Consider the following 22,798-nt stretch of genomic DNA (forward strand, 5'->3'; position numbering starts at 1 on the left):
CAGCAGCGGCGGCCCGGATCGGATGCGGTGCGGGCCGGATGGAAGGATCTACAGACCGTGAAGACCTTCGACGAGCTGTTCGCCGAGCTCACCGACCGGGCCCGCACCCGGCCCGAGGGATCGGGCACGGTCGAGGCGCTGGACGCCGGCGTGCACGCCCAGGGCAAGAAGGTGCTCGAGGAGGCCGGTGAGGTCTGGATCGCCGCCGAGCACGAGTCCGACGACCGGCTGGCCGAGGAGATCTCCCAGCTGCTGTACCGGGTTCAGGTGCTGATGCTCGGTCGCGGGCTGACCACCGAGGACGTGTACCGCTACCTGTAGCGGGACCGGAGAACGATCGAGGAGTGAGGGCATGCTGCGGGTTGCGGTGCCGAACAAGGGAGCGCTGGCCGGGCCGGCGTCGGAGATGCTCGGCGAGGCCGGTTACCGCCAGCGGCATGAGCAGCGCGACCTGACCGTGCTCGACCCGAACAACGAGGTCGAGTTCTTCTTCCTGCGCCCCAAGGACATCCCGATCTACGTCGGCTCGGGCGAGCTGGACCTGGGCATCACCGGCCGCGACCTGGCCCTGGACTCGGGCGCCCCGGTCGAGGAGGTGCTGGCGCTGGGCTTCGGCGGCTCCACCTTCCGCTACGCGGCCCCGGCCGGGCAGGACTGGAAGCCGGCCGACCTGCACGGCAAGCGGCTGGCCACCTCCTACCCGCGGCTGGTGCGCGACGACCTGGCCCGCCAGGGGGTCGAGGCCGAGGTGATCCGGCTCGACGGCGCGGTGGAGATCTCGATCCAGCTCGGCGTCGCCGACGCGATCGCCGACGTGGTCGGCTCCGGCCGGACCCTGCGGCAGCACAACCTGGTCGCGTTCGGCGACCCGATCTGCGTGTCCGAGGCGGTGCTGGTGCAGCGCGCCGGCAGCGACGCGGCGAAGGCGAAGGCGCAGCTGACCGCGCGCCTGCAGGGCGTGGTGTTCGCGCAGCAGTACATGATGCTCGACTACGACTGCCCGCGGACGCTGCTGGACCGGGCGGTCGCGATCACGCCGGGCCTGGAGTCGCCGACGGTCGCGCCGCTGGCCGACCCGGACTGGGTCGCGGTGCGGGCGATGGTGCCGCGCAAGAAGGTCAACCAGATCATGGACGAGCTCGCCGAGGTGGGCGCGAAGGCGGTCCTCGCCTCCGACATCCGCTCCTGCCGGCTTTGACCGGCGGTGTCCTGCCGGCGTTCGCGCCGATCTGGGCACTGACCGGACTGGGGTACCTGCTCGGCCGGTTCCGCGTGCTGGGCGAGGGCGCCGAGGCGGCGCTGACGAAGTACGTCTTCGTGGTGGCGATGCCCGCGGTCCTGTTCACCACGATGCAGGACACGCCGCTGACCGCCCTGCTCAACCCGGGTGTGGTCGCGTTCCTGCTCGGCACCGTCGTGGTGGGCGCGATCGGGTTCGCGCTCGGCAAGTGGGTGTTCCGGCGCAAGCTGTCGGAGTGGGCGGTCAGCGGGATGGCCTCCTGCTACGCCAACGCCGGCAACCTCGGCATCCCGGTGCTGCTGCAGCTGTTCGGGGACTCCGCGTTCATCATCGTGGTGATCCTGCTGCAGACGCTGGTGCTGATGCCCGCCCTGCTGGCGCTGCTGGAGACCGACTCGCGGGAGCCGGGCCGCTCGCGGTGGCGGACGCTGCTGATGCTGCCGGTGCGCACCCCGGTGATCGCCGCGTCGCTGACCGGGATCCTGTTCCGGGCGAGCGGGCTGCACCTGCCGCAGCTGGTGGCGCAGCCGCTGCACCTGATCGCCTCGGCCGGGGTGGGCACCGCCCTGCTGGTGCTGGGCATGTCGCTGACCTCCGGTGGCTCCCGCGAGCCGGTGGGGACGCGGCGCGCCGAGATGGCGACGGTGGTCGGGCTGAAGCTGGTCGCCCAGCCCGCCATCACCCTCGGCATCGGGCTGCTGCTCGGCCTGCCGCACCCGGTGCTGATGATCGTGACCGTGTGCGCCGGGCTGCCCACCGCGCAGAACATCTTCATCGCGACCAGCCAGTACGCCCTGGACAGCCGGTTCGTGCGCGACTGCGTGCTCGTGTCGACCCTGGTGTCGATGGGGTCGCTGTCCCTGGTGTCCTGGCTGGTCGGCGAGTTCCTCTAGGGCTGCAGGTCCAGGGCCGCGGCGAAGGTGCCGTCCATGTGGAACGGCGTGGACTGGTGCTGGTGCGTGATGAGCCACCGGTCGCCCTCGCGGCGGAGGCACACCGTCGACCGGAACCACAGGGTGAACGGCTCCGGCTGACCGGCCGGGACGGCGGTGAGCCGGTTCAGGCTGTGGGCGTAGGCGACGTCGCCGCCCACGGTGACGTGCAGGTCGCGAACCTCGTAGTCGACGGGGCCGGAGAACCCGGCGAACCAGCCGCGCAGGGTCTCCGGATCCCGGGTTTCGGCCGGGCCGTGCAGCAGCGGCGGCGCGAGCGTGAACGCGACGATGTCCGGCGCGTACCGGGCGACCACCGCTTCGGCGTCCCCGGCCCGGATCGCGGCCGCCTGGTCCGCGATCAGCGCGCGGATCTCGTTCTGCTGGTCGATGGTGCTGGTCATCGCTGGTCCTCCCACTAAGGTGTGCTTGCACGGGGGACGTCGAAGCCGAGGTGCCGGTCTCGACATCCCCGGCGACCGGATTTCTTTTCTCGGGGGAGGGCCGATGAAGTTCCTGGTGCTGATCTACCGCAACGCCGCCTCGCAGGCGGTGTGGGAGAAGCTGGCCGACGACGAGAAAGTGCAGGGCCTGAAGGCGTACGAGGCGCTCGACCGCGACCTCGCCGAGTCGGGGGAGCTGGTGACGTCGTCCTCGCTCGCGCCGCCGGAGACCGGCAAGCGGGTCCTGGTCCGCGACGGCCAGGTGATCGCGGGCGACGGGCCGTTCGCCGAGGTCAAGGAGCAGCTGGCGGGGTTCTACGTGCTGGACTGCGACGGCCTCGACCGGGCCGTGGAGTGGGCGGCGCGGATCCCGGAGGCGGCGCTGGGCCTGGTCGAGGTGCGCCCGACGCAGGACCTGAGCGTCTTCCTGCCGTGACCGAGCTGCTGCGCGAGCTGGCGCCGCAGGTGCTCGCCGCGCTGGTGCGCCGCTACGGCGACTTCGACCTCTGCGAGGACGCGGTGCAGGAGGCGCTGCTCGCGGCCGCGACGCAGTGGCCGGCGCAGGGGATGCCGGCGAACCCGAAGGGCTGGCTGATCACCACCGCGTCCCGGCGGCGGATCGAGCTGTGGCGCGCGGAGACGGCCCGCCGCCGCCGCGAGGAGCACGTCGCGATGACGACGCCACCGGACCCCGCGCCGGTGCCCGCGGTGGACGACACGCTCACGCTGCTCATGCTGTGCTGCCACCCGTCGCTGACCCCGGCGTCGCAGGTGGCGCTGGCGCTGCGCGCGGTCGGCGGGCGCACCACCGCCGAGATCGCCCGCGCCTACCTGGTGCCGGAATCGACCATCGCGCAACGCATCAGCCGCGCCAAGCAACGCATCAAGGCCGGCGGCGCCCGGTTCCGCCCGCCGTCGCGGGAGGAGTACGGGCCGCGGCTGGCGGCCGTGCTGAACGTGCTGTACCTGATCTTCACCGAGGGCCACACGGCGAGTTCGGGGGAGTCGCTGCAGCGCGTGGACCTGACGGCCGAGGCGATCCGCCTGACCCGGCAGCTGCACGCCCGGCTGCCCGATGAGGGGGAGGTGACGGGCCTGCTCGCCCTGATGCTGCTGACCGACGCCCGCCGCGCCGCCCGCACCGGACCGGACGGCGCGATGGTCCCGCTCGCCGAGCAGGACCGGTCGCGCTGGGACCGCGCGATGATCGGCGAGGGCATCGAACTCGTCACGCGGGCGCTGACCACCGCACCGGCCGGGCCGTACCAGCTGCAGGCCGCCATCGCCGCGGTGCACGGGCAGGCCGAGCGGGCCGGGGACACCGACTGGCGCGAGATCGCCGGGCTGTACGAGCTGCTCGCGGCCGTGGCGCCCGGGCCGATGGTCACGCTGAACCGGGTCGTCGCGGTGGCCGAAGTGGACGGTCCGCGGGCCGGGTTGCGGGAGCTGGCCGCGGCGGAGCGGGACCCCGCGCTGGCCGGGCACCACCGGGTGGACGCGGTGCGCGCGCACCTGCTGGAGCGGGCGGGCGATCCGGCGTCGGCGGAGCCGGCGTACCGCCGCGCGGCGGTACGCACGCTGAACGTCCCGGAGCGGCGGTACCTGGAGGCGCGGGCCCGCGCCTGCGCCGCCCGATCCGTATAACGACCTATACGGCGCGGCTCTCAGAGCTTGGCCAGCATCATCTCCACCACGTCCAGGAGGGCAGCGCGGTCCGGCTGCACACGGCCGAGCACCCGGAGGCCGTAGTAGCTGCTCAGCACGTGGTGGGTCAGGGCGGCGGCGCTCTGGTCGCGGCTGATCTCCCCGCTGCGCTGCCCTTCGTCGAGCGCGGCGCGGACCGCCCGTTCGACGGTGGTGAAGTGCCGCCGCACCTCCTGCGCCACCTCCGGGTCGGTGCCGGCCATCTCGATCGAGGCGTTGATGATCAGGCAGCCGGGGGAGGGCGGGTCCGCGAGGTCGAGGTCGATCGCCTGCACCATGAGGTTCCGCAGCCGGTCCTTGACCGGTTCGGGCTGTGCCAGGAGTTCGGTCTGCACGGCGGTGTTGGTTTCGAAGTAGCGGCGCAGCGCGCGCAGGTACATCTGCCGCTTGTCGCCGAAGGCGTTGGACAGGCTGGACAGGCCCATGCCGGTGGACTCGGCGAGATCGCGGGTCGAGGTGGCCTCGTACCCCCGCCGCCAGAACGTGTGCATGACGGCGGTGAGAGCGTGCGTCTCGTCGAACTTCCTGGGCCTGCCCATGCCGCCAACCTATTCGTGGTGGATCAGGCGCGCCAAAACGGCCGCCGGTCCGCGATCCGCGCGACGAGCAGGGTGGCCAGCGCGCCGGCCGCGAGCAGCGCGCCGACCCACATCGGGGCGTGGTAGCCGAAGGCGTCGATGCCGAGGCCGGCCAGCCAGGTGCCGAGGGTGACGCCGGCGCAGATCGTCGCGGTGTTCATGGTGTTGACCAGCGCGCCGCTGTTGGACAGCCGCATGACGCGCGAGGCCATCGCCGGGTTCAGCGGCAGCCCGGTGAAGCCCAGCAGGAACAGGGCGACGAGGGTGAGTGCCTGGTTGCTCGCGACGAGCGCGTACAGGCCCAGCAGCACCGCCAGGACCACGCCGCCGAGCCAGAGGGTGCGCATGGTGTGCGCGTCGGCCAGGCGCCCGAGGACGACGTTGCCGATGACGGTGCCCACGCCGTACAGGACGAACAGCAGCGGGACGACGGCCGCGCCGAAGCCGGCCACCTCGGTCAGCACGGGGGACAGGTAGGCGAAGGTGGCGAACACCCCGCCGATCAGCAGGGCGTTGGTGGTGAAGGCGCCCCAGAGCCGTCCGCTGCGGAAGACCGACAGCTCCGCGCGGAGGTCCGGCCGGCCCGGGGCCGCGGGGCTGCGGACGGTGACCAGGACCAGGACGAGGCACAGGGCGACCAGGACGTCCACGGTCCAGAAGGCGGCCCGCCAGCCCATCAGCTGGTCGATGAAGGTCGCCAGGGGCAGGCCGAACACGTTGGCCACCATGAAGCCGCCGAAGACGACGGCCAGTGCGCGGCCCACCCGGTCCGGCGGCACCAGGCCGGCGCACACGGACGCGGCGAGCCCGAAGAACGCCGCGGTGGCCAGCGCCGTGAGGACGCGGGCGAGCACCATGACCCAGTAGGCGCCGGCGAGGGCGCCGAGGGTCTGTCCCGCGAGGAACAGCACCAGCATCATGATCATTGCCGGCTTGCGGGGCGCCCTCATGAGCGCCAGCGTCAGCGCCGGGCCGCCGAACACCATGCCCAGCGCGAAGACGGTGACCAGGTTGCCCGCCGCGGTGGTCGAGACGCCGAGGCCGGCCGAGAGCGACGGGAGCAGCCCGGCCACCATCACCTCGGTCGTGTGGAGGCAGAAGATGGCGAGGCCGAGGACGAAGACCGCGAGCGGCATCGCCCGGCTGTCTGCCCGGGTGTGGGACGTGGTGGGCATGCGCGGGCCTTTCCGGAGTTTTGGTTCAATTGATCTAAAACTGGCGCCAGCGTGTCACCTCGCTCGGGCCGGTGTCGAGCCGGGGGTGGGGTTACCGCGTCACGGCGGGCATGATCATCGTCACGCCGTTCGGGGACACGCAGTGTGTGCGGGAAGCGCTTTCCGGCGCGGCCGGTCAGGGTTTTCGGTCAGGGGTTTTCGGTCAGCGGTGCCGGCCGGGGCCGCCAGGGCACCGCGGCCTGGACCTCATCCGGAACTTGGCCCCGCACCTCGCTCCTGCCGCTTCGCGGCGGGCATGATCATCCGCACGCCGCGGCGCATGCGGCGTGCGAGAAAGCGTTTTCCGAAGCCGCTACTCGCGGGGTCGCTTGGGCATCAGGTCGTACAGCCGCTTCCGCGCGCCGTTGTCGTTCTCGTTGCGGGCGTGCGCCACCTGGGTGATGAAGTCCTCGAACACGAAGTCGTCCTCGGCCGGGATCGGGGGCGAGGGCTGCTGGCGGGCAAGGTGGCCGTCCAGCACCGCCGCGATCTCCCGGAACGCCACCGCCTGCGTGGTCTCCGGGGCGAACGTGGTGACCGGCATGCCGTGCGCGGCCGCCTCGTTCATCACCACCCCGAGCGGCACGTGCGCCAGCAGCGGGTAGCCGAACTGCTTGAGCTCCTCCAGCGCCGCCACCGCGTACCCGGACATCGGCCGCCGGTACAGGCCCGGCACCACCCCGAAGTAGGGGATGGGCGGGCGGTTCAGCGCGGTCTGCACGTAGTACAGCTGGTCGTTGAGCAGGCGCAGCGCCCGGATGCTGGTGCGGTCCGGCTGCACCGGCACCAGGATGCCGTGCGTCGCGGCGAGGGCGTTGTTGGTCAGCACGTCCAGCGCCGGCGGGCAGTCGATGATGACGTGGTCGTAGTTGGCGAACTGCACGACCCGCGCCAGCTGCCACCCCGGCACCCGGAACTGGTCCAGCCTGCGCACCAGGTCGAACATGCCGGGCGAGGTCGGGATGACGTCGAACGCGCCGCCCGGGCCGATGTTGCTGCGCCGGTGCGGCACGATCAGCTCCTCGACCGGCCCCTTCCACATCTTGGTCAGCGCCTTGGCCAGGCTCGGCGCCTGCGCGGGCACCTCGTCCAGGCCCAGCATCTCCGTGGTCGCGTGACCCTGCGGGTCGAGGTCGATGAGCAGCACCCGGCGGCCGCGTTCGGCCAGCGCCGCGGCGGCCCCGACGCTCAGCGCCGTCTTGCCGACGCCGCCCTTCTGGTTGACCACCGAAGTGATCTGCACTCGAGCGCTCCCAGGTCAGTCGATCCCTGGCCGCAGAGTAGTGGATCTCGTGCGGCCGGCGGGGGACGGTCACGCCCGTCAGCGTGTCCGCACCATCAGCGCCTGCGCGGCCTGGCCCACCTGGCCCTGGACGTCGGACAGCGTGCTGGTGGCCGTGCCCACCCCGGTCGGGCCCACCAGCGTGCGGGCGTCCAGGGCCGTCCACTCGCCCGCCGGCGCGCGCCGCAGGTGCACGGTCAGCTCGCTGTTGATGAACCACCACTTCGCCGGGTCGAGGAAGTTCGACGCGCCGTTGCCGGTGTCGGCGACCGCGAACAGCCGCTGCAACGGCGTCGGCTTCTCCCCGGCCACCAGCTCGACCCGCTGCCTGCCCCACACCCACGCCGGGCCCGGCTCCGCGGGCGAGCCGGCGATGATCCGCCACTCCATCGCGCCCAGGTACCCGCCACGGCCCCAGGTGTCCGGCCAGGTCGCCGGACGGCAGTCCGCCGGCGGTGGTGGCGCCGGCTCCTCGGTGGCCACCGCCGTCGTGTCGGCCTCGGCGATCCGCCACGCCGACGCCCGGGCCACCGCCCGCGTGCCGTCGTGCAGCTCGGCGCCGAGCAGCTCGACCGACCGTCCCGGCCGCTCCACCCAGGACCGCAGCGACAGCTCGGTCAGCGGCGCCGGGCCGAGGATCTCCACGGTCACCCGCGCCAGCAGCCCCGGCCGGTCGGTGGTCAGGCCCTCCAGCGCGCGGGCGAGCAGCGCCGAGGGCGGCCCGAAGTGCTGCGCCTCCGGGGTCCACGGTCCGGCCGTGTGCTCGGTCGGCTGGTAGCGGTCGCCGCCCAGCGGCAGGTAGAAAGCGTTCTCCGTCATCTCCGTCCGCCTGATCCTCAGTCCGCTCGATCCAGGGCCGTTTCCACACCCGGGTCCGGCTCCGGCCAGCCCGGGTACTCCGGTGGCGTGCCGCCGAAGGACGGGCACAGCGACTGGTGCGCGCACCAGTCGCACAGCCGGCTCGGGCTGGGCCGGAAGTCGCCGGTCTTGCCCGCCTTGAGGATCGCCTGCCAGATCGCCTCCAGCGTGCGTTCGAACCGGCGCAGCTCGGCCTCGTCCGGCGCGTAGGCCAGCGACTGCCCGTCGGTCAGGTACATCAGCTTGAGCTGGCGCGGCACGACGCCGCGCAGCCGCCACAGCACCACGGCGTAGAACTTCATCTGGAACATCGCCTTGGCCTCGCCGATCTCGCGGGGCGCGGCGCCGGTCTTGTAGTCCACCACCCGGATCTCGCCGGTGGGCGCGACGTCCAGCCGGTCGACGTACCCGCGCAGCCGGACCCCCGACTCCAGCTCCAGCTCGACGTGGAGCTCGCACGCCTCCGGGTCGAACCGGCGCGGGTCCTCCAGCTGGAAGTAGCTGTCCAGCAGCTTCGTCGCCGACTCCAGCCAGCCCTGCACGTCCTCGCCGTCGAACAGCGCGGCCCACTCGGGGTTGTCGGCCGACAGCTCGCTCCAGGTGGGCGCGAGCAGCTCGCGGGCGCGGTCCGGTTCGCGGTCGGTCTTGGGCAGCGCGAACAGCCGCTCCAGCACCGAGTGCACGAGCGTGCCGCGCAGCTGCGCCTTCGTCGGCACCTCCGGCAGCCGGTCGACCGCCCGGAAGCGGTAGAGCAACGGGCACTGCTTGAAGTCGCTGGCCCGCGAAGGGGACAGCGCGGGGCGGCGCACGCCGAGCTGGGGTTCCGTGGTCGCCGTCTGAGCCATACCCCGCACCCTAAACGAGGGGTCCGACAAGATCGCGACGCCGCGCGCACCCGCGGGTCACCGCCGCCTGACACCCCACGCTCTACCCTGACGGGCATGGCCGCGACCGGCGAGCACGGGAGGAACCAGCCGAGGCGGGTGCTGACCACCGCCGACGGCGGCCTGCTGCTGTTCCGGGTCCAGGACGTGCCGGTGCTGCTCGCCCCCTCCTGGTGGATCGGCTCGCTCGTGGTGGTCGTGCTCTACCAGCCGCTCGTCGACCGGCTCCTGCCCGGCGCCACCGCGGCCACGTCGTGGGCGCTGGCCGCGGCGTTCGCGGTGCTGCTCGGGCTGTCCGTGCTGGCCCACGAGCTGGGCCACTGCGTGGTGGCGCTGCGGATGGGCATCCCGGTGCGGCGGCTGCGGCTGTTCCTGCTCGGCGGACTGTCCGAAGTGGCCCGTACCCCGCGCGAACCCGGTCAGGAGGGGCTGATCGCGGCCGCCGGGCCGGTCGTGTCGGTCCTGCTCGCGGCGTTCGGCGGCCTGCTGCTGTTCGCGGTGCCGCCGGACGGCGCGGTGTGGCTGCTGGTCGCCGAGTGCGCGGTGGCCAACCTCGCGGTCGGCGTGTTCAACCTGCTGCCCGGCCTCCCGCTGGACGGCGGGCGCCTCCTGCGCGCCGGGGTGTGGGCCCTCACCGGGCGGCGGGCCAGCGGCACCCGCGCGGCCGTCGTGGGCGGCGGGATCGTCGCCGCCGGGCTGCTGGTGTGGGCGATGCTCGGCATGGTCTCCGGCAGCGAGGACCGCTGGCTGCGACTGGGCGTGTGCGTGGTCACGGCGTGGTTCGTCGCGATGGGCGCCGGATCGGAGCTGACCGCCGAAGCCAACCGGGGCTGGCCGGAGGGGCTGGCGGTGACCGAGCTGACCCGGCCGGTGCTGCAGCTGCCCGCGGAGAGCCCGGTGTCGGACGCGCTGGCGGCCGCGGCGGGCCGGGGAGTGGTGCTGGTGCGCGCGGACGGCGTCGCGGCCGGCCTGCTCGACGAAGGCGCCGCCGAGCGGCTCGCGGAGACCTCGCCGCAGGCCCCGGCGGAGCTGGCCGCCGAGCCGATCCGCGCCGAGACCGTGCTGCTCGCCTCGGAGCCGGGGGAGGAGATCGCCGAGCGCGTCCGCGAGACCGCCGCCTGGCAGTTCCTCGTGGTCGACGACGAGGGCCGCCCGGCCGGGGTGCTGCGCCGCGAGGACCTGCGCTCGGCCCTGTCGGCCCGCCGCGTCCGCTGACGAGCCGGTCTGGGAAGATCGAGCGCTGCGTTCGCGAGTTTCGAGGAGTTCCACAGTGCAGGTGAGCGGGCCGTTCCGCCCGGGTGACAGGGTCCGTCTGACCGATCCGAAGGGACGCAACTACACGCTGGTGCTCGCCGAGGGGGAGGAGTACCACACCCACCGCGGCGCGCTGCGGCACGACGACCTGATCGGCAAGCCGGAGGGCTCGGTGATCACCTCCGTCGGTGGCACCGCCTACCTGGCGCTGCGGCCGCGGCTGGCCGACTACGTGCTGTCCATGCCGCGCGGCGCGCAGGTGATCTACCCCAAGGACGCGGCGCAGATCGTGATGTGGGGCGACATCTTCCCGGGCGCGCGGGTGCTGGAGGCCGGCGCCGGGTCCGGCGCGCTGACCTGCTCGCTGCTGCGGGCGGTGGGCCCGGAGGGCAGCGTGCTGTCCTACGAGGTGCGCGAGGACCACGCCGAGCACGCGGTCAAGAACGTCGAGCGGTTCTTCCGGGAGCGGCCGGCGAACTGGACGCTGAAGGTCGACGACCTCGCCAGCCACGAGGGCGAGGTCGACCGGGTGATCCTGGACATGCTGGCGCCGTGGGAGGTGCTGGACACCGTCCACCGCAGCCTGGTGCCGGGCGGGGTGCTGGTCGTCTACGTGGCGACGGTGACCCAGCTGTCCCGGGTCACCGAGGCGCTGCGGGAGATGCAGGGCTGGACCGAGCCCGAGTCGTGGGAGAGCCTCGTGCGGCCCTGGCACGTGGTGGGCCTGGCGGTGCGCCCGGAACACCGGATGGTCGGGCACACCGCCTTCCTGCTCACCACGCGACGGCTGGCCGACGGGGTGACCCCGCCGCGGCCGCAGCGCAGGCCGAGCCGCGGCTGAGGTTTCCGCGTCAGTTCGTGCGGTCGCCCAGGTAGCACCACACGCCGCCCTCGTTGGCGAGGCCGAGCTCGAAGTCGTTGGTGCCGCCCGGGCCGACCGCGTGCACCGGCACGTAGGCGGTGTCGCCCACGACGTCCGGGCTGCCGGTGACCGTGACGGTGATGCCGGGCGGGATGTCCGGCACCGACTGCGGCCGGCTCGCGCACACCATCGACTGGATGGTCTCCTTGTCCCCGGTGCTGTACGCGGTGGCGATCGCCTGCGCGGTCTCCTCCGGGGTGGACTTCCCGCCCGGCGCCGCGGTGCCCTCGGGCGTGGACGTCGGGGTGCGCGAGCTGCTGGACGGAGCCTCACTGGAGGCCGGGGGAGCGGTCGCGCTCGTGCTGGGCGCGGCGCTGTTGCCGTCGCCGCCGTCGTCCTTGGTGAGGAACCAGATCAGGAACGCGGCACCGGCGATGACGATCACCGCGGCGATCGCGATGCCGACGATCAGGCCGGTCTTCTTCTTCGGCGGCTCACCGCCCGGCCCGCCCGGGTACTGCTGCCCGGCGTACGGGTCGGCGTAGGGGTCCTGGCCGAACTGCTGCGGCGCGCCGGGGAAGCCGGGCGGCGGGGTCTGCGGGTAGCCCGGCTGCCCCTGTGGGTGACCGGGCTGCTGCGGCCCGCCCTGCGGATATCCGGGCTGCTGCTGGGGGTAGCCGCCGCCCGGCTGCTGCCCGTAGGGGCCCGGCCGGCCCGGCTGGCCGTGGGGGCCTTGCTGCCCGTAGGGCCCGGGCTGTTGCGGCGGGTAGGTCATGATCGGGTTACCCCTTCGTGGATCGGTTGGCTCAGGACTCGTCGACGCACCAGTTCGAACCCTGCCGTTTGAGCGGCATCTTCGCATCCTGCCGGTCACCGTTGTAACGGAGATTGACCGGCACCTTCGCGGTGTCGCCGGTGACCTCGGCCGGGCCGGAGATGCTGGCCTGCAGCTCGCTGGCCGCGTCCCACTGGGACTGCAGCGAGGAGACCTCGCTGTCGGTGGCGCCGCCGCAGGTCAGCGCGGCGTACCGGCTGGCGCTGCGGGCGTTCATGGCGTCCACGACCTGCTGGGCCACGCTGTCCGGGCCGCCCGCGGCGCCACCCCCGGCGCCGGTGGTCGCGGACGAGGACGAGCGCCGGGACGACGGCGCGGTCGCGGTCGAGGAGTTCGCGCGCGCCGTGGGGCTCGCGCTGGAGGAGGAGCCGGCGGCGGCGACGGTGTTGCCGGTGTCCTTCTCGTCGTCGCCGCCGAGCGTGACCACCAGGGTGACGGCCACCGCGGCGACCACGACCGCGGCCGCCGCGATGCCGGCGATCAGGCCGGTCTTCTTCTTCGGCGGCTCACCGCCCGGCCCGCCGGACCCGCCCGGCGCGGCGAACTGCTGCGTCGCGCCCGGGAACCCGGGCGGAGGCGTCCGCGGCGCCCCCTGCGGGTAGCCGGGCGGCGGCCCGCCCTGGGGCTGTCCGGGCTGCTGCCCGTACGGCCCGGGCTGCCCGTAGGGGCCCTGCGGCCCGTGGGGACCCGGCTGGCCCGGGCCGTGCGGCGGGTAGGTCATGGACGGACGTCTCCTCGTTCACGTCGGGTGTCTGCCTGCCTTCGACGCGCCGAAGCGGCATCCGGTTTCCCCCGGCGCGAATCCGGGGTGTAACGCGAGCGATCGTAGCGCCGATGTCCGGCAACTCGATCTTGGCCGTCCGCCGCGGTGGACGGCGATCCGGTGTGGCGACGCGAAAATCACCCGGGTTTGAAGGAGGAGGAGAAGGGGAAGACGCCCGGTGAACGTCCTGTAAAGCCTTGGTTGGGTGGTCGTGACATGAGTGAATCGCTCACCGCCCGGATGGCCGCTGTCCGTGGCCGGGTGGATACTGTCCGTAGTTTTACGAGCGGTTCGCCGACCGCTGGGCAGGACCCTCGTGTAACGGTTCCGTCCGGCTTCGTGATGCGACGCGCCGATCCTGTGATGCGGAAAGGGCTTTTCATGTCGGTGATCGCCGGTACCGTGGGTTAAAAGCACTCCGAGGAGGTGCCGACATGCAACACGACCTTCCCGGAGGTCGGCACGAGGACGCCGACCCTTCAGAGATCAGTGGAGCTGGAACGACGCCGGACGAGCAGGCGCGGCAGGTCCGCTTCCTGGAAGAGGAAGTAGCCCTGCTGCGGCGCAAACTAACCGAATCACCCCGTCAGAACCGCGTGCTGGAGCAGCGTCTCGCCGAGGCGTCGGAACGAGTCGCCCAGCTCACGGAGCGGAACAACAAGCTCGTGGAGACCCTCCGCGAGGCGCGGGGGCAGCTCCTCGCGCTGCGCGAAGAGGTCGACCGGCTCGCCCAGCCCCCCAGCGGGTACGGCGTGTTCGTCACCGCGTACGAGGACAACACCGTCGACGTGTTCACCGCCGGCCGCAAGATGCGGGTGTCGGTGTCCCCGGCGGTGGAGGTGGAGTCCCTCCAGCGCGGTCAGGCTCTCCGCTTGAACGAGGCGCTGACCGTCGTCGAGGCGGGCGACTTCGAGCTCACCGGCGAGGTCTGCTCGCTGCGTGAGGTCCTGACGCCGGCGACCGAGGGCGGCAGCGCCCGCGCGCTCGTCGTCGGTCACGCCGACGAGGAGCGGGTGGTCTGGCTGTCCGACCCGCTGGCCGCGCAGACGCTCAAGCCGGGCGACTCGCTGCTGGTGGACTCGAAGGCGGGCTACGCCTACGAGCGGGTCCCCAAGGCCGAGGTCGAGGACCTCGTGCTGGAGGAGGTCCCGGACGTCCGCTACGAGGACATCGGTGGCCTGGGCAGGCAGATCGAGCAGATCCGCGACGCCGTGGAGCTGCCGTTCCTGCACGCCGACCTCTACCGGGAGTACGAGCTGCGGCCGCCCAAGGGCGTCCTGCTCTACGGCCCGCCCGGGTGCGGTAAGACGCTGATCGCGAAGGCGGTCGCCAACTCGCTGGCCAAGAAGGTGGCCGAGGCCCGCGGCGACGGCGACTCGAAGGACGCCAAGTCGTACTTCCTCAACATCAAGGGCCCGGAGCTGCTCAACAAGTTCGTCGGGGAGACCGAGCGGAGCATCCGCCTGATCTTCCAGCGGGCCCGCGAGAAGGCCTCCGACGGCACGCCCGTGATCGTGTTCTTCGACGAGATGGAGTCGATCTTCCGCACCCGCGGCAGTGGCGTCTCCTCGGACGTGGAGACCACGATCGTGCCGCAGCTGCTGGCCGAGATCGACGGTGTCGAGGGGCTGGAGAACGTCATCGTCATCGGCGCCTCCAACCGCGAGGACATGATCGACCCGGCGATCCTGCGGCCGGGCCGGCTGGACGTGAAGATCAAGATCGAGCGGCCGGACGCCGAGGGTGCGAAGGACATCTTCTCCAAGTACCTGACGCCGGGGCTGCCGATCCACGCCGACGACCTCGCCGAGTTCGGCGGGGACGCGCAGGCCACGATCGAGGCGATGATCCAGAACACCGTCGAGCGGATGTACGAGGAGACGGACGAGAACCGGTTCCTCGAGGTCACCTACGCCAACGGGGACAAGGAGGTCCTGTACTTCCGCGACTTCAACTCGGGCGCGATGATCCAGAACATCGTGGACCGGGCGAAGAAGGCGGCGATCAAGTCGGTGCTGGAGACCAAGCAGCCCGGTCTGCGGGTGCAGCACCTGCTCGACGCGATCGTCGACGAGTTCGCGGAGAACGAGGACCTGCCCAACACCACCAACCCGGACGACTGGGCCCGCATCTCGGGCAAGAAGGGCGAGCGGATCGTCTACATCCGCACGCTCGTCACCGGCAAGAACCAGGAGTCCGGCCGCGTCATCGACACGGCCACGAACACCGGCCAGTACCTGTAACCGCAGGCACGTCAGGGGAGGCCGCCGATCCGCCCGGGTCGGCGGCCTCCGCCGTGTGACTGGCCTCCGCCGTGTGAGTGGCCTCCGCCGTGTGAGTGGCTTCGGGCCCGCGCCGCGCGCCGCCCTGCCCAGCCGGCGAGCAGCAATCCGCCGAGGACGGCCAGCGCGCAACCGATCACCACGGGCACGTCCGGCCCCGCGCACGACACCGAATCGGCCGTGCAGCTGCGGAACGGCCCGCCCTGCCCGCTGGAGTCGTACCGCCCCACCGCGAACAGCAGCATCAGCAGGGCGGCCCCGTGCACCGGAAGCAGCGCCAGCGTCACCGCCAGCGCGGTCACCACGCCACGAACCCCGCGGACGATCTTGTCGGACACGTGGTGAGGACGCTTCCCGGCGGTTTCGGTTGCCCGGCGTGTCGCTCCGCGGTGGCCGTATAACGACCTATACTGCGCGCCATGACCGAGCCCGCCGCCGAGATCCGCGCCCCGATCACCGAAGCCGACGTCCTGGCCTGGCTCGAGGAGACCGCGCAGGCGGTCCGCGCGCACGCCGTCCCGCCCGCGGAGCTGATCCGGCTGCTGGGGGAGTTGCGGCGTGCGTCGGCGGCCTGTGCCGACGCCTCGGACTGGGTGCTGCTGGCGGCCCGGGAGGAGGGAGCGAGCCTGCGGCAGATCGCGCCGGTCTTCGGCAAGGGCTACGTGCGGGCGCCGGCGGCGCGGCTGGAGAAGCTGCACCGGCAGGCGCTGAACTCCGAGCAGTGGCTGGACATCCTCCGTCAACGAGCATCAGGCGTATAACGCCCTATACGGCGCGGCTTCCGGCGAAAACCACCGGTGGCCGGCACGCCGATACACGCTGGAAAACCCGCACGGAAAGGAAAGTCCCCTGCGCATCGGACTCGGCCTGGCGGCCCTCGGGCGGCCCGCCTACATCAACCTGGGCAGAAGCAGTGAGCTCCCGGTCCGGCGGGACGTGCGCGCCATGCGCGAGGCCACGTTCGCGGTGCTCGACGCGGCGTACGCGGCCGGTGTCCGCTGGGTCGACGTCGCGCGTTCCTACGGCCGCGCCGAGGAGTTCCTCGCCGGCTGGCTGGCCGAACGCGGTCACCGCGACCTGACGGTGTCCAGCAAATGGGGCTACACCTACGTCGGCGGCTGGCGCATGGACGCCACGATGCACGAGGTGAAGGAGCACTCCGCCGGCGTGTTCTCCCGCCAGTGGACCGAAAGCCGCTCCCTGCTGGGCAACGCCATCAACCTCTACCAGGTGCACTCGCTCACCGTGGACAGCCCGCTGTTCACCGACGAGGCGCTGCAACGGGCGCTCGCGGCGCTCAGCGACGACGGCGTGCGTGTCGGGTTCTCCACCTCCGGGCCGAGGCAGGCCGAGGTGATCCGGCGGGCGTTCGAGCTGGAAGTGGCCGGGCGCCCGGTGTTCTCCGCCGTGCAGTCCACCTGGAACCTGCTCGAACCGTCGGCGGGACCGGCGCTCGGCGAGGCACACGCCGCCGGGAACCTGGTGCTGGTCAAGGAAACCCTCGCCAACGGCAGGCTCGTGGTGAGCCCGCCGCCCGCGATCACCCGTCTGGCGCAACGCTTCGGAGTCGGCGCGGACGCCATCGCGGTCGCGGCGGTTCTGGCCCAGCCGTGGGCGGACACCGTCCTCGTCGGTCCCGCCAGCGTGCCGCAGCTGACCGCGAACCTGGCGGCGAACGGCGTCGACCTGCCACGGGGCGAACTCGCGGGACTGCGGGCGCTGGCCGAGCCGCCGGAACGGTACTGGGATCGGCGATCCTCGCTGCAATGGCAGTGAAGGCTTGGACTAATCTCAGCGCCCACAACGCAGACTGAAGGGAACGTCACCGTGCGTCATGGAGGGATGGTGGTCCTGGCCGCGGTCGTGCTGACCGGGCTGACCGGGTGCGCGGATCGCCCCAACGACCTGGAGACCTACTACGACAAGCCGGCGGGCGCGGCGACGCCGTCCGCGACGACGCCGGCGACCTCGTCCAGCGTCTCGGTCGGCCAGGCGGCGGTGAACAGCCCGGTGAACCACATCGCCGAGGACGTGGCGGCGGCGGTGCTCACCAAGAGCGACCTGGCGAACGAGGGTGTGCGGGAGGCCGCCGCCCGCGCCGCCAACGGATCCTGCTTCGACGCCGTGCCCGCGGGTGACCCGCGTGGCTCGACCTGGCTCTACACCAGTGGTTCCGCGCTGACGCAGCAGGTCACCGGCTACCTGGACCGCACCGCGGCCGAGGTGCTGGCGCAGGTCGACTGCGACGGCCAGCCGCTGACGGTCACCCGTCCCGCCGGCGCGGAGGCCGCGCGCGCCTGGTGCGACGGCACCACCTGCACGGTGCTGCTGGCGGGCGGGCACGTGCTGTCCGGTCTTCAGGTCACGGCGAGCACGCAGACCCGGGCCGCGGACGCGGTGAAGGGCCTGGCCGCGCTGGCCGCGGAGAAGCTGCCCGCCAGCTGAGGAAAGCGCTACCCCTGGCGGCGGAACCACTCGCGGATCGCGTGCCTGCCGTCGGGCACGAAAGGGCTTTCCGGGTCCCGCGCCCAGGCCCGCAGCTCGTCCAGGGGCATCCAGGCGCCGGAGACGATTTCCTCCGGCTGGTGAACGACGGGACCGTCCCAGCGCACCTCGTAGGCGAAGTAGTGGCAGCGCAACGGTGGCTGCTCGAACGTGAACGTGAACAGCGGTCGCAGGGGCACGCCGCGCACGCCCAGTTCCTCGGCCAGTTCCCGTTCCGCGCCCTCGGCGGGCGTCTCGTCCGCGGCGACCACCCCGCCCGCCCAGCAGTCGTAGAGGCCCGGGAACACGTCCTTGTCCGGTGACCGCCGGTGCACGTAGACGCGGGAGCCGTCGCCGGAGCGGACCAGGACCAGCGTCGCGGCGTGCCAGAGGCCCTGTTCGCGCATGTCGGCGCGCCGCACCCGGCCCACGACCGCGCCCGCGGCGTCGTAGTGGGCGACCATTTCCCCATCGCTGTTCACCATCGGCAGCCAGCATCGCAGATCCGGGTGCTTTACCTGGTCGCAACCGGTGGCCCGCTCACCGTGGCCGCCCGGGACCCGTAGGCTTGGGACATGCGGCGGATCATGGGAACCGAAGTCGAGTACGGCATCGCCGTGCCGGGCGACGCGACGGCGAATCCGGTACTGACCTCGACGCAGGTCGTGCTGGCCTACGCGGCGGCGGCGGACATCCCGCGGGCGCGGCGGGCGCGGTGGGACTACGAGGTCGAGTCGCCGCTGCGCGACGCCCGGGGCTTCGACCTGGCCGGCCCGGGCGGTCCGGGGCACGACCCGGACGTGGAGGACCTCGGCGCGGCCAACGTCATCCTGACCAACGGCGCCCGGCTCTACGTCGACCACGCGCACCCGGAGTACTCCGCGCCCGAGGTGACCAACCCGCGGGACGGGGTCATCTGGGACAAGGCGGGGGAGCGGGTGATGGAGGAGGCCGCGATGCGGGCGGCCACCGTGCCCGGGCAGCCGCCGTTGCAGCTGTACAAGAACAACGTCGACGGCAAGGGCGCCAGCTACGGCACCCACGAGAACTACCTGATGGCGCGGTCGACGCCGTTCACGTCGGTGATCTCCGGGCTGACGCCGTTCTTCGTGTCGCGGCAGGTGGTCACCGGCTCGGGCCGGGTGGGCATCGGGCCGCAGGGCGAGGAGGCGGGTTTCCAGCTGTCGCAGCGGTCGGACTACATCGAGGTCGAGGTCGGCCTGGAGACCACGCTGAAGCGGGGGATCATCAACACCCGCGACGAGCCGCACGCCGACGCGGACAAGTACCGGCGGCTGCACGTCATCATCGGCGACGCGAACATGGCCGAGTACTCGACCTACCTCAAGCTGGGCACCACGGCGCTGGTGCTGGACATGATCGAGGCCGGTCAGCGGTTCGACGACCTGAAGCTGGACGAGCCGGTGCGCGCGGTGCACCAGATCAGCCACGATCCGACGCTGAAGACGAAGGTGTCGCTGGCCAACGGGCGCAAGTACACCGGGCTGGACCTGCAGTTCGCCTACCACGAGCTGGCCGCGGCGCACCTGGAGCGCACCGGTGGCGACCAGGTGTCCAAGGAGGTGCTGCGGGTCTGGGGCGAGATCCTGGACGCGCTGGCCCGGGATCCGGCGGAGTGCGCGGACCGGCTGGACTGGCCGGCGAAGCTGCGGCTGTTGGAGGGCTACCGGCAGCGGGACAACCTGGGGTGGGCCGCGCCGCGGCTGCACCTGGTGGACCTGCAGTACTCCGACGTGCGGCTGCAGAAGGGCCTGTACAACCGGCTGGTGGCGCGGGGCTCGATGAAACGGCTGGTCACCGAGGAGGAGGTGCAGGCGGCGATCACGAACCCGCCGGAGGACACGCGGGCCTACTTCCGCGGGCGGGCGCTGGAGAAGTACGCGACGTCGATCGCGGCCGCGTCGTGGGACTCGGTGATCTTCGACGTGGGCAAGGAGTCGCTGGTCCGCATCCCGACGCTGGAGCCGCTGCGGGGCACGAAGGCGCACGTCGGACGGTTGCTGGACGAGTCGGAGACGGCGGAGGAACTGGTCGAGGCGCTGACGGGTTCGGACTGACCGCAGCGGGAAAACCACCGATTGTCGTGGTCTCTGGGTAGGCTAGGGACAGGACTCACCGGGAGGCGAGATGGCTCAGGAGAAGATCGAGAAGCACGGTGGCGGCGGCTCCGACGACGAGGTCGAGGGTGGTGCCCCGGCCGGCCAGGAACGCCGCGAGAAGCTGGGTGAGGACGTCGACACGATCCTGGACGAGATCGACGACGTGCTCGAGGAGAACGCCGAGGACTTCGTGCGTGCCTACGTGCAAAAGGGCGGCGAGTAACCGCTCACCGGCGGCCATTAGGGTGGTCGCACTGAGTAGCTTGTAGTGCCGGTTGTCGCGCTTCCGTGGGCTCGGAGCCCGCGGGAGCGTCACACTTCGTCGATGGGAACCACGAGCACGTATGGAACACACCTCGGGCCCCACGGGCCCCGCGCTGCCCGCTGCCTTCTTCTCGAGCACGACGTCGTCGTTCGCCGAGTTCCTCCGCATGCAGGCGCCTGACCTGCTGCCGGGCCGCCGGCAGCTGCCGGGCGCCGGTCCGGTGGACGCGCCGCACGGCACCACTATCGTGGCCGTGACGTTCGCCGGTGGCGTGCTGGTCGCCGGCGACCGCCGGGCGACGTCGGGCAACCTGATCGCGTCCCGGGACATGGAGAAGGTGCACGTCGTCGACGCCTACTCCGCGGTGGGCATCGCGGGCAGCGCCGGGATCGCGCTGGAGCTGGTGCGGCTGTACGCGGTCGAGCTGGCGCACTACGAGAAGATCGAGGGCGTTCCGCTGTCGCTGGACGGCAAGACGAACAAGCTCGCCACCATGGTCAAGGGCAACCTGGACGTGGCGATGGCGGGTCTGGCGGCGCTGCCGTTGTTCGTCGGCTACGACATCGAGGCCGACGACCCGAAGCGCGCCGGGCGGATCGTGTCCTACGACGTGACCGGTGGCCGGTACGAGGAGCGCGCGGGCTACCACGCGATCGGGTCGGGGTCGCTGTTCGCGAGGTCGGCGCTGAAGAAGCTGTACGACCCGGACGCCGACGAGGAGACCGCGGTGCGCACGGCGGTGGAGTCGCTGTACGACGCGGCCGACGACGACAGCGCGACCGGTGGGCCGGACCTGGTGCGCCGGGTCTTCCCGACGCTGGTGACGATCACCGCCGAGCGCGGCGCGGTGCGGCTGCCGGACGAGCAGGCCGCCGCGGTGGCGGAGGCGGTCGTCGCGGGGCGGGCCGAGCAGGCCACCCGCGGCCGGACGTGATCGCCGCGCCCGTGGCTGAACTTCCCCTTCCTTCGAGCATCCTTGGAGCCTGACCGTGACGCTGCCGCTGTACGCCTCTCCTGAGCAGTTGATGCGCGAGCGCTCGGAGCTCGCGCGCAAGGGCATCGCGCGCGGCCGGAGTGTGGTCGTGCTGAAGTACCGCAGCGGCGTGCTGTTCGTGGCCGAGAACCCGTCGACGACGCTGCACAAGATCTCCGAGATCTACGACCGGATCGGGTTCGCCGCGGTCGGCCGGTACAGCGAGTACGAGAACCTGCGGGTGGCCGGCATCCGGCACGCGGACCTGAAGGGCTACCAGTACGACCGCCGGGACGTGACGGCGCGGGCGCTGGCCAACGCCTACGCGGCGACGCTGGGCAGCATCTTCACCGAGCAGCTCAAGCCGTACGAGGTGGAGCTGTGCGTGGCCGAGGTGGGGTCGGCGCCGGAGGAGGACCAGCTGTTCCGGCTGACCTACGACGGTTCGATCTTCGACGAGCCGCGGTACGTGGTGACGGGTGGCCAGACGGAGCCGGTGGCGAACAAGCTGAAGGAGATCTACGAGGACGGCCTGGAGCTGCGGGACGCGCTGAAGGTGGCGCTGGACGCGCTGCGGGCGGTGAGCAACAACGGGGACAGCGCGCCGCTGAAGCTGGAGGTGGCGGTGCTGGACCGCGAGCGGCCGGGCCGCAAGTTCCGGCGCATCCAGGGCGCCGCGCTGGACGCGTTGCTGCCGGAGCAGCCGGCCGAGTCCGGCGAGACGACGCCGGAGGAGGACGAGACACCCCCGGCGAGCTGAGGTTCGCGACGGGCCCCCGGACTTCGGTCCGGGGGCCCTTTCGCATGCCCGGGGCTCGGTGCCCTCGCCTGGCCGGTGGGCAGGGGTCGCGCGGGGAGCGGCTGCTTGGTGTCTCACCGGCTCGCGCGCAGGGCGCCCCCGGGTATCGGCGCCGGGATCAGGCCCAGTGGGCCGGCCGCGTGAGCCCGTCCGGCAGGCGCGTCGCGCTGTCGCCGTGGGCGGCGGTCACCTGGGCCTGCGTGAGGAACAGGCTGCCGGTCAGGTCGGCGCCCGCGAGGTTCGCCCCGCGGAAGTCCGCTCCGATGACATCCGCCTGGCGCAGGTCGGCGTGCCGGAGGTCGGCTCCGATGAGGTACGCGCCGCGCAGGTTGGCGGCCCTGAGGTCGGCTTCGCGCAGCTTGGCGCCGATCAGGTCGGCTCCGCGGCGGTTCTTGCCGCGCTTGCCGCGGACCAGTTCGCTCGCCCGCAGCAGCAGGCCGCTCACCTTCTCCCGGTGGCCGGCCACGTCGAGCTCCACCAGCTCGGCCGGGCCGCCGCGGGCCATCCGCTCGGTCTCCGCCAGCGCCGCCCGCAGCTTGTCGTGCACTGGGCGCGCGGCGGGCAGGCCGAGCGCCTCGGTGAGGTAGAACAGCAGCTCGTGCAGCTGCCGCATCACCGGGAACGCGGCGAACATCGGCTGCCGGGTCTCGGGTGCGGTGCGCCAGTCGCGGCCGCCGAAGGTGTCCTGGGAGATGCGCTGCCCGGCGCCGAAGCAGTCGAAGACGGTGCAGCCGGTGAAGCCCTTCTCCCGCAGCCGGGAGTGGATGCCGCAGCGGTAGTCGTCGAGGAGGTTGTGGCACGGTGTGCCCGCGTCCTTGTCCACCGCGAAGTCCGCCGAGGCGGCGAAGGGCAGGGCCACGCAGCACAGGCCGAAGCAGCTGGCGCAGTCGGCTCGCAGCGCGTCGCCGGTCACGGTTTCGGATCACCCCTGTCGCAGTCCGGTTCGACCCTATCGGGTGGCCCGGGCCACAACGTGGGAAACCCCTGGTAACGGCCTCGTCCGCGGTGGTCCGGCACGTGGTGCGA

General features: G+C 72.3%; 26 protein-coding genes. 15 read left to right on the forward strand and 11 right to left on the reverse strand.

The window, feature by feature from the left end; translation table 11 throughout:
* Nucleotides 1–57 precede the first annotated feature (57 nt).
* Genes D0D15_RS16810 through D0D15_RS16820 form a run of 3 tightly spaced genes read left to right on the forward strand, consistent with a single transcriptional unit; the run spans nt 58 to nt 2,133 of the window.
* Nucleotides 58–321: a phosphoribosyl-ATP diphosphatase gene (locus D0D15_RS16810; protein WP_094002905.1), complete on the forward strand. Its 264-nt coding sequence runs from the start codon at nt 58–60 to the stop codon at nt 319–321.
* Nucleotides 322–352: 31 nt separating this feature from the next.
* Complete coding sequence (hisG, locus tag D0D15_RS16815) at nt 353–1,198, forward strand: ATP phosphoribosyltransferase (protein WP_094002906.1); 846 nt, start codon at nt 353–355, stop codon at nt 1,196–1,198.
* Entirely contained in the window at nt 1,195–2,133 is a 939-nt protein-coding gene (locus tag D0D15_RS16820; RefSeq protein WP_094002907.1) for an AEC family transporter, read from the forward strand. The genes hisG and D0D15_RS16820 overlap by 4 nt, the downstream gene beginning before the upstream one ends.
* Here the strand turns inward: D0D15_RS16820 and D0D15_RS16825 are convergent.
* Nucleotides 2,130–2,576: a YybH family protein gene (locus tag D0D15_RS16825; protein ID WP_094002908.1), complete on the reverse strand. Its 447-nt coding sequence runs from the start codon at nt 2,574–2,576 to the stop codon at nt 2,130–2,132. The genes D0D15_RS16820 and D0D15_RS16825 overlap by 4 nt on opposite strands.
* 103 nt (nt 2,577–2,679) lie before the next feature.
* On the opposite strand from D0D15_RS16825, the gene D0D15_RS16830 reads away from it, so the two are divergent.
* Together D0D15_RS16830 and D0D15_RS16835 are read left to right on the forward strand one after the other, a co-directional pair.
* Nucleotides 2,680–3,051, forward strand: coding sequence for a YciI family protein (locus D0D15_RS16830; RefSeq protein ID WP_094002909.1), 372 nt, complete (start codon nt 2,680–2,682; stop codon nt 3,049–3,051).
* Complete coding sequence (locus tag D0D15_RS16835; RefSeq protein WP_115944557.1) at nt 3,048–4,259, forward strand: RNA polymerase sigma factor; 1,212 nt, start codon at nt 3,048–3,050, stop codon at nt 4,257–4,259. Before D0D15_RS16830 ends, D0D15_RS16835 begins: the two co-directional genes overlap by 4 nt.
* Before the next feature lie 20 nt (nt 4,260–4,279).
* On the opposite strand, the gene D0D15_RS16840 is transcribed toward D0D15_RS16835, so the two are convergent.
* The 5 genes from D0D15_RS16840 to D0D15_RS16860 all read right to left on the reverse strand — a co-directional run bounded on the left by D0D15_RS16840 (nt 4,280) and on the right by D0D15_RS16860 (nt 9,096).
* Nucleotides 4,280–4,858, reverse strand: a complete 579-nt coding sequence (locus D0D15_RS16840; protein WP_094002911.1) for a TetR/AcrR family transcriptional regulator — start codon at nt 4,856–4,858, stop codon at nt 4,280–4,282.
* Nucleotides 4,859–4,881: 23 nt separating this feature from the next.
* Nucleotides 4,882–6,072 (reverse strand): MFS transporter, encoded by a 1,191-nt coding sequence (locus D0D15_RS16845; protein WP_198958092.1) that lies wholly within the window; start codon nt 6,070–6,072, stop codon nt 4,882–4,884.
* Nucleotides 6,073–6,424: 352 nt separating this feature from the next.
* A complete protein-coding gene (locus D0D15_RS16850; protein ID WP_094002912.1) occupies nt 6,425–7,354 on the reverse strand; it encodes a ParA family protein in 930 nt (309 codons plus the stop codon).
* A gap of 78 nt (nt 7,355–7,432) precedes the next feature.
* Nucleotides 7,433–8,212, reverse strand: a complete 780-nt coding sequence (locus D0D15_RS16855) for a thioesterase family protein (RefSeq protein WP_094002913.1) — start codon at nt 8,210–8,212, stop codon at nt 7,433–7,435.
* A gap of 17 nt (nt 8,213–8,229) precedes the next feature.
* Entirely contained in the window at nt 8,230–9,096 is an 867-nt protein-coding gene (locus D0D15_RS16860) for a RecB family exonuclease (protein ID WP_094002914.1), read from the reverse strand.
* Nucleotides 9,097–9,192: 96 nt separating this feature from the next.
* Between D0D15_RS16860 and D0D15_RS16865 the strand changes: the two genes are divergently transcribed.
* Nucleotides 9,193–10,350, forward strand: a complete 1,158-nt coding sequence (locus D0D15_RS16865) for a M50 family metallopeptidase (protein WP_094002915.1) — start codon at nt 9,193–9,195, stop codon at nt 10,348–10,350.
* A 55-nt stretch (nt 10,351–10,405) separates the two neighbouring features.
* Entirely contained in the window at nt 10,406–11,230 is an 825-nt protein-coding gene (locus tag D0D15_RS16870) for a tRNA (adenine-N1)-methyltransferase (RefSeq protein WP_094002916.1), read from the forward strand.
* Between the two features lie 10 nt (nt 11,231–11,240).
* On the opposite strand, the gene D0D15_RS16875 is transcribed toward D0D15_RS16870, so the two are convergent.
* Together D0D15_RS16875 and D0D15_RS16880 are read right to left on the reverse strand one after the other, a co-directional pair.
* Nucleotides 11,241–12,026 (reverse strand): hypothetical protein, encoded by a 786-nt coding sequence (locus D0D15_RS16875; RefSeq protein ID WP_094002917.1) that lies wholly within the window; start codon nt 12,024–12,026, stop codon nt 11,241–11,243.
* A 31-nt stretch (nt 12,027–12,057) separates the two neighbouring features.
* Nucleotides 12,058–12,807, reverse strand: a complete 750-nt coding sequence (locus D0D15_RS16880; protein ID WP_094002918.1) for a hypothetical protein — start codon at nt 12,805–12,807, stop codon at nt 12,058–12,060.
* Between the two features lie 476 nt (nt 12,808–13,283).
* On the opposite strand from D0D15_RS16880, the gene arc reads away from it, so the two are divergent.
* Nucleotides 13,284–15,092 (forward strand): proteasome ATPase, encoded by a 1,809-nt coding sequence (gene arc / locus D0D15_RS16885; RefSeq protein ID WP_094002919.1) that lies wholly within the window; start codon nt 13,284–13,286, stop codon nt 15,090–15,092.
* A gap of 11 nt (nt 15,093–15,103) precedes the next feature.
* Here the strand turns inward: arc and D0D15_RS16890 are convergent, their stop codons facing one another.
* Nucleotides 15,104–15,469 carry a hypothetical protein gene (locus D0D15_RS16890; protein ID WP_233157005.1) on the reverse strand — a complete coding sequence of 122 codons (366 nt, stop codon included), beginning with the start codon at nt 15,467–15,469 and terminating at the stop codon, nt 15,104–15,106.
* A gap of 81 nt (nt 15,470–15,550) precedes the next feature.
* Here D0D15_RS16890 and D0D15_RS16895 point away from each other — a divergent pair, with 81 nt between their 5' ends.
* The 3 genes from D0D15_RS16895 (at nt 15,551) to D0D15_RS16905 (ending at nt 17,576) form a co-directional block, all read left to right on the forward strand.
* On the forward strand, nt 15,551–15,892 hold the full coding sequence (locus D0D15_RS16895; RefSeq protein ID WP_094002920.1) for a hypothetical protein: 342 nt from the start codon (nt 15,551–15,553) through the stop codon (nt 15,890–15,892).
* A 184-nt stretch (nt 15,893–16,076) separates the two neighbouring features.
* Entirely contained in the window at nt 16,077–16,907 is an 831-nt protein-coding gene (locus tag D0D15_RS16900; RefSeq protein WP_094002921.1) for an aldo/keto reductase, read from the forward strand.
* Nucleotides 16,908–16,973: 66 nt separating this feature from the next.
* Entirely contained in the window at nt 16,974–17,576 is a 603-nt protein-coding gene (locus D0D15_RS16905; protein ID WP_094002922.1) for a hypothetical protein, read from the forward strand.
* 8 nt (nt 17,577–17,584) lie between these two features.
* On the opposite strand, the gene D0D15_RS16910 is transcribed toward D0D15_RS16905, so the two are convergent.
* Nucleotides 17,585–18,100: an NUDIX hydrolase gene (locus D0D15_RS16910; protein ID WP_162830593.1), complete on the reverse strand. Its 516-nt coding sequence runs from the start codon at nt 18,098–18,100 to the stop codon at nt 17,585–17,587.
* A 90-nt stretch (nt 18,101–18,190) separates the two neighbouring features.
* On the opposite strand from D0D15_RS16910, the gene dop reads away from it, so the two are divergent.
* The 4 genes from dop (at nt 18,191) to prcA (ending at nt 21,733) form a co-directional block, all read left to right on the forward strand.
* On the forward strand, nt 18,191–19,693 hold the full coding sequence (gene dop / locus D0D15_RS16915) for a depupylase/deamidase Dop (RefSeq protein WP_094002924.1): 1,503 nt from the start codon (nt 18,191–18,193) through the stop codon (nt 19,691–19,693).
* A 70-nt stretch (nt 19,694–19,763) separates the two neighbouring features.
* Nucleotides 19,764–19,958 carry a ubiquitin-like protein Pup gene (locus D0D15_RS16920; RefSeq protein ID WP_017982463.1) on the forward strand — a complete coding sequence of 65 codons (195 nt, stop codon included), beginning with the start codon at nt 19,764–19,766 and terminating at the stop codon, nt 19,956–19,958.
* Between the two features lie 121 nt (nt 19,959–20,079).
* Nucleotides 20,080–20,934, forward strand: coding sequence for a proteasome subunit beta (gene prcB, locus D0D15_RS16925; protein WP_115944558.1), 855 nt, complete (start codon nt 20,080–20,082; stop codon nt 20,932–20,934).
* Nucleotides 20,935–20,989: 55 nt separating this feature from the next.
* The gene (gene prcA, locus D0D15_RS16930) at nt 20,990–21,733 is read left to right on the forward strand and encodes a proteasome subunit alpha (protein ID WP_094002926.1); all 744 of its coding nucleotides are present in this window, start codon (nt 20,990–20,992) and stop codon (nt 21,731–21,733) included.
* Between the two features lie 157 nt (nt 21,734–21,890).
* On the opposite strand, the gene D0D15_RS16935 is transcribed toward prcA, so the two are convergent.
* Nucleotides 21,891–22,685, reverse strand: a complete 795-nt coding sequence (locus D0D15_RS16935) for a pentapeptide repeat-containing protein (protein ID WP_094002927.1) — start codon at nt 22,683–22,685, stop codon at nt 21,891–21,893.
* Nucleotides 22,686–22,798 lie beyond the last annotated feature (113 nt).

Source organism: Amycolatopsis thermalba (assembly GCF_003385215.1).
Taxonomy (GTDB): Bacteria; Actinomycetota; Actinomycetes; order Mycobacteriales; family Pseudonocardiaceae; genus Amycolatopsis_E; species Amycolatopsis_E thermalba.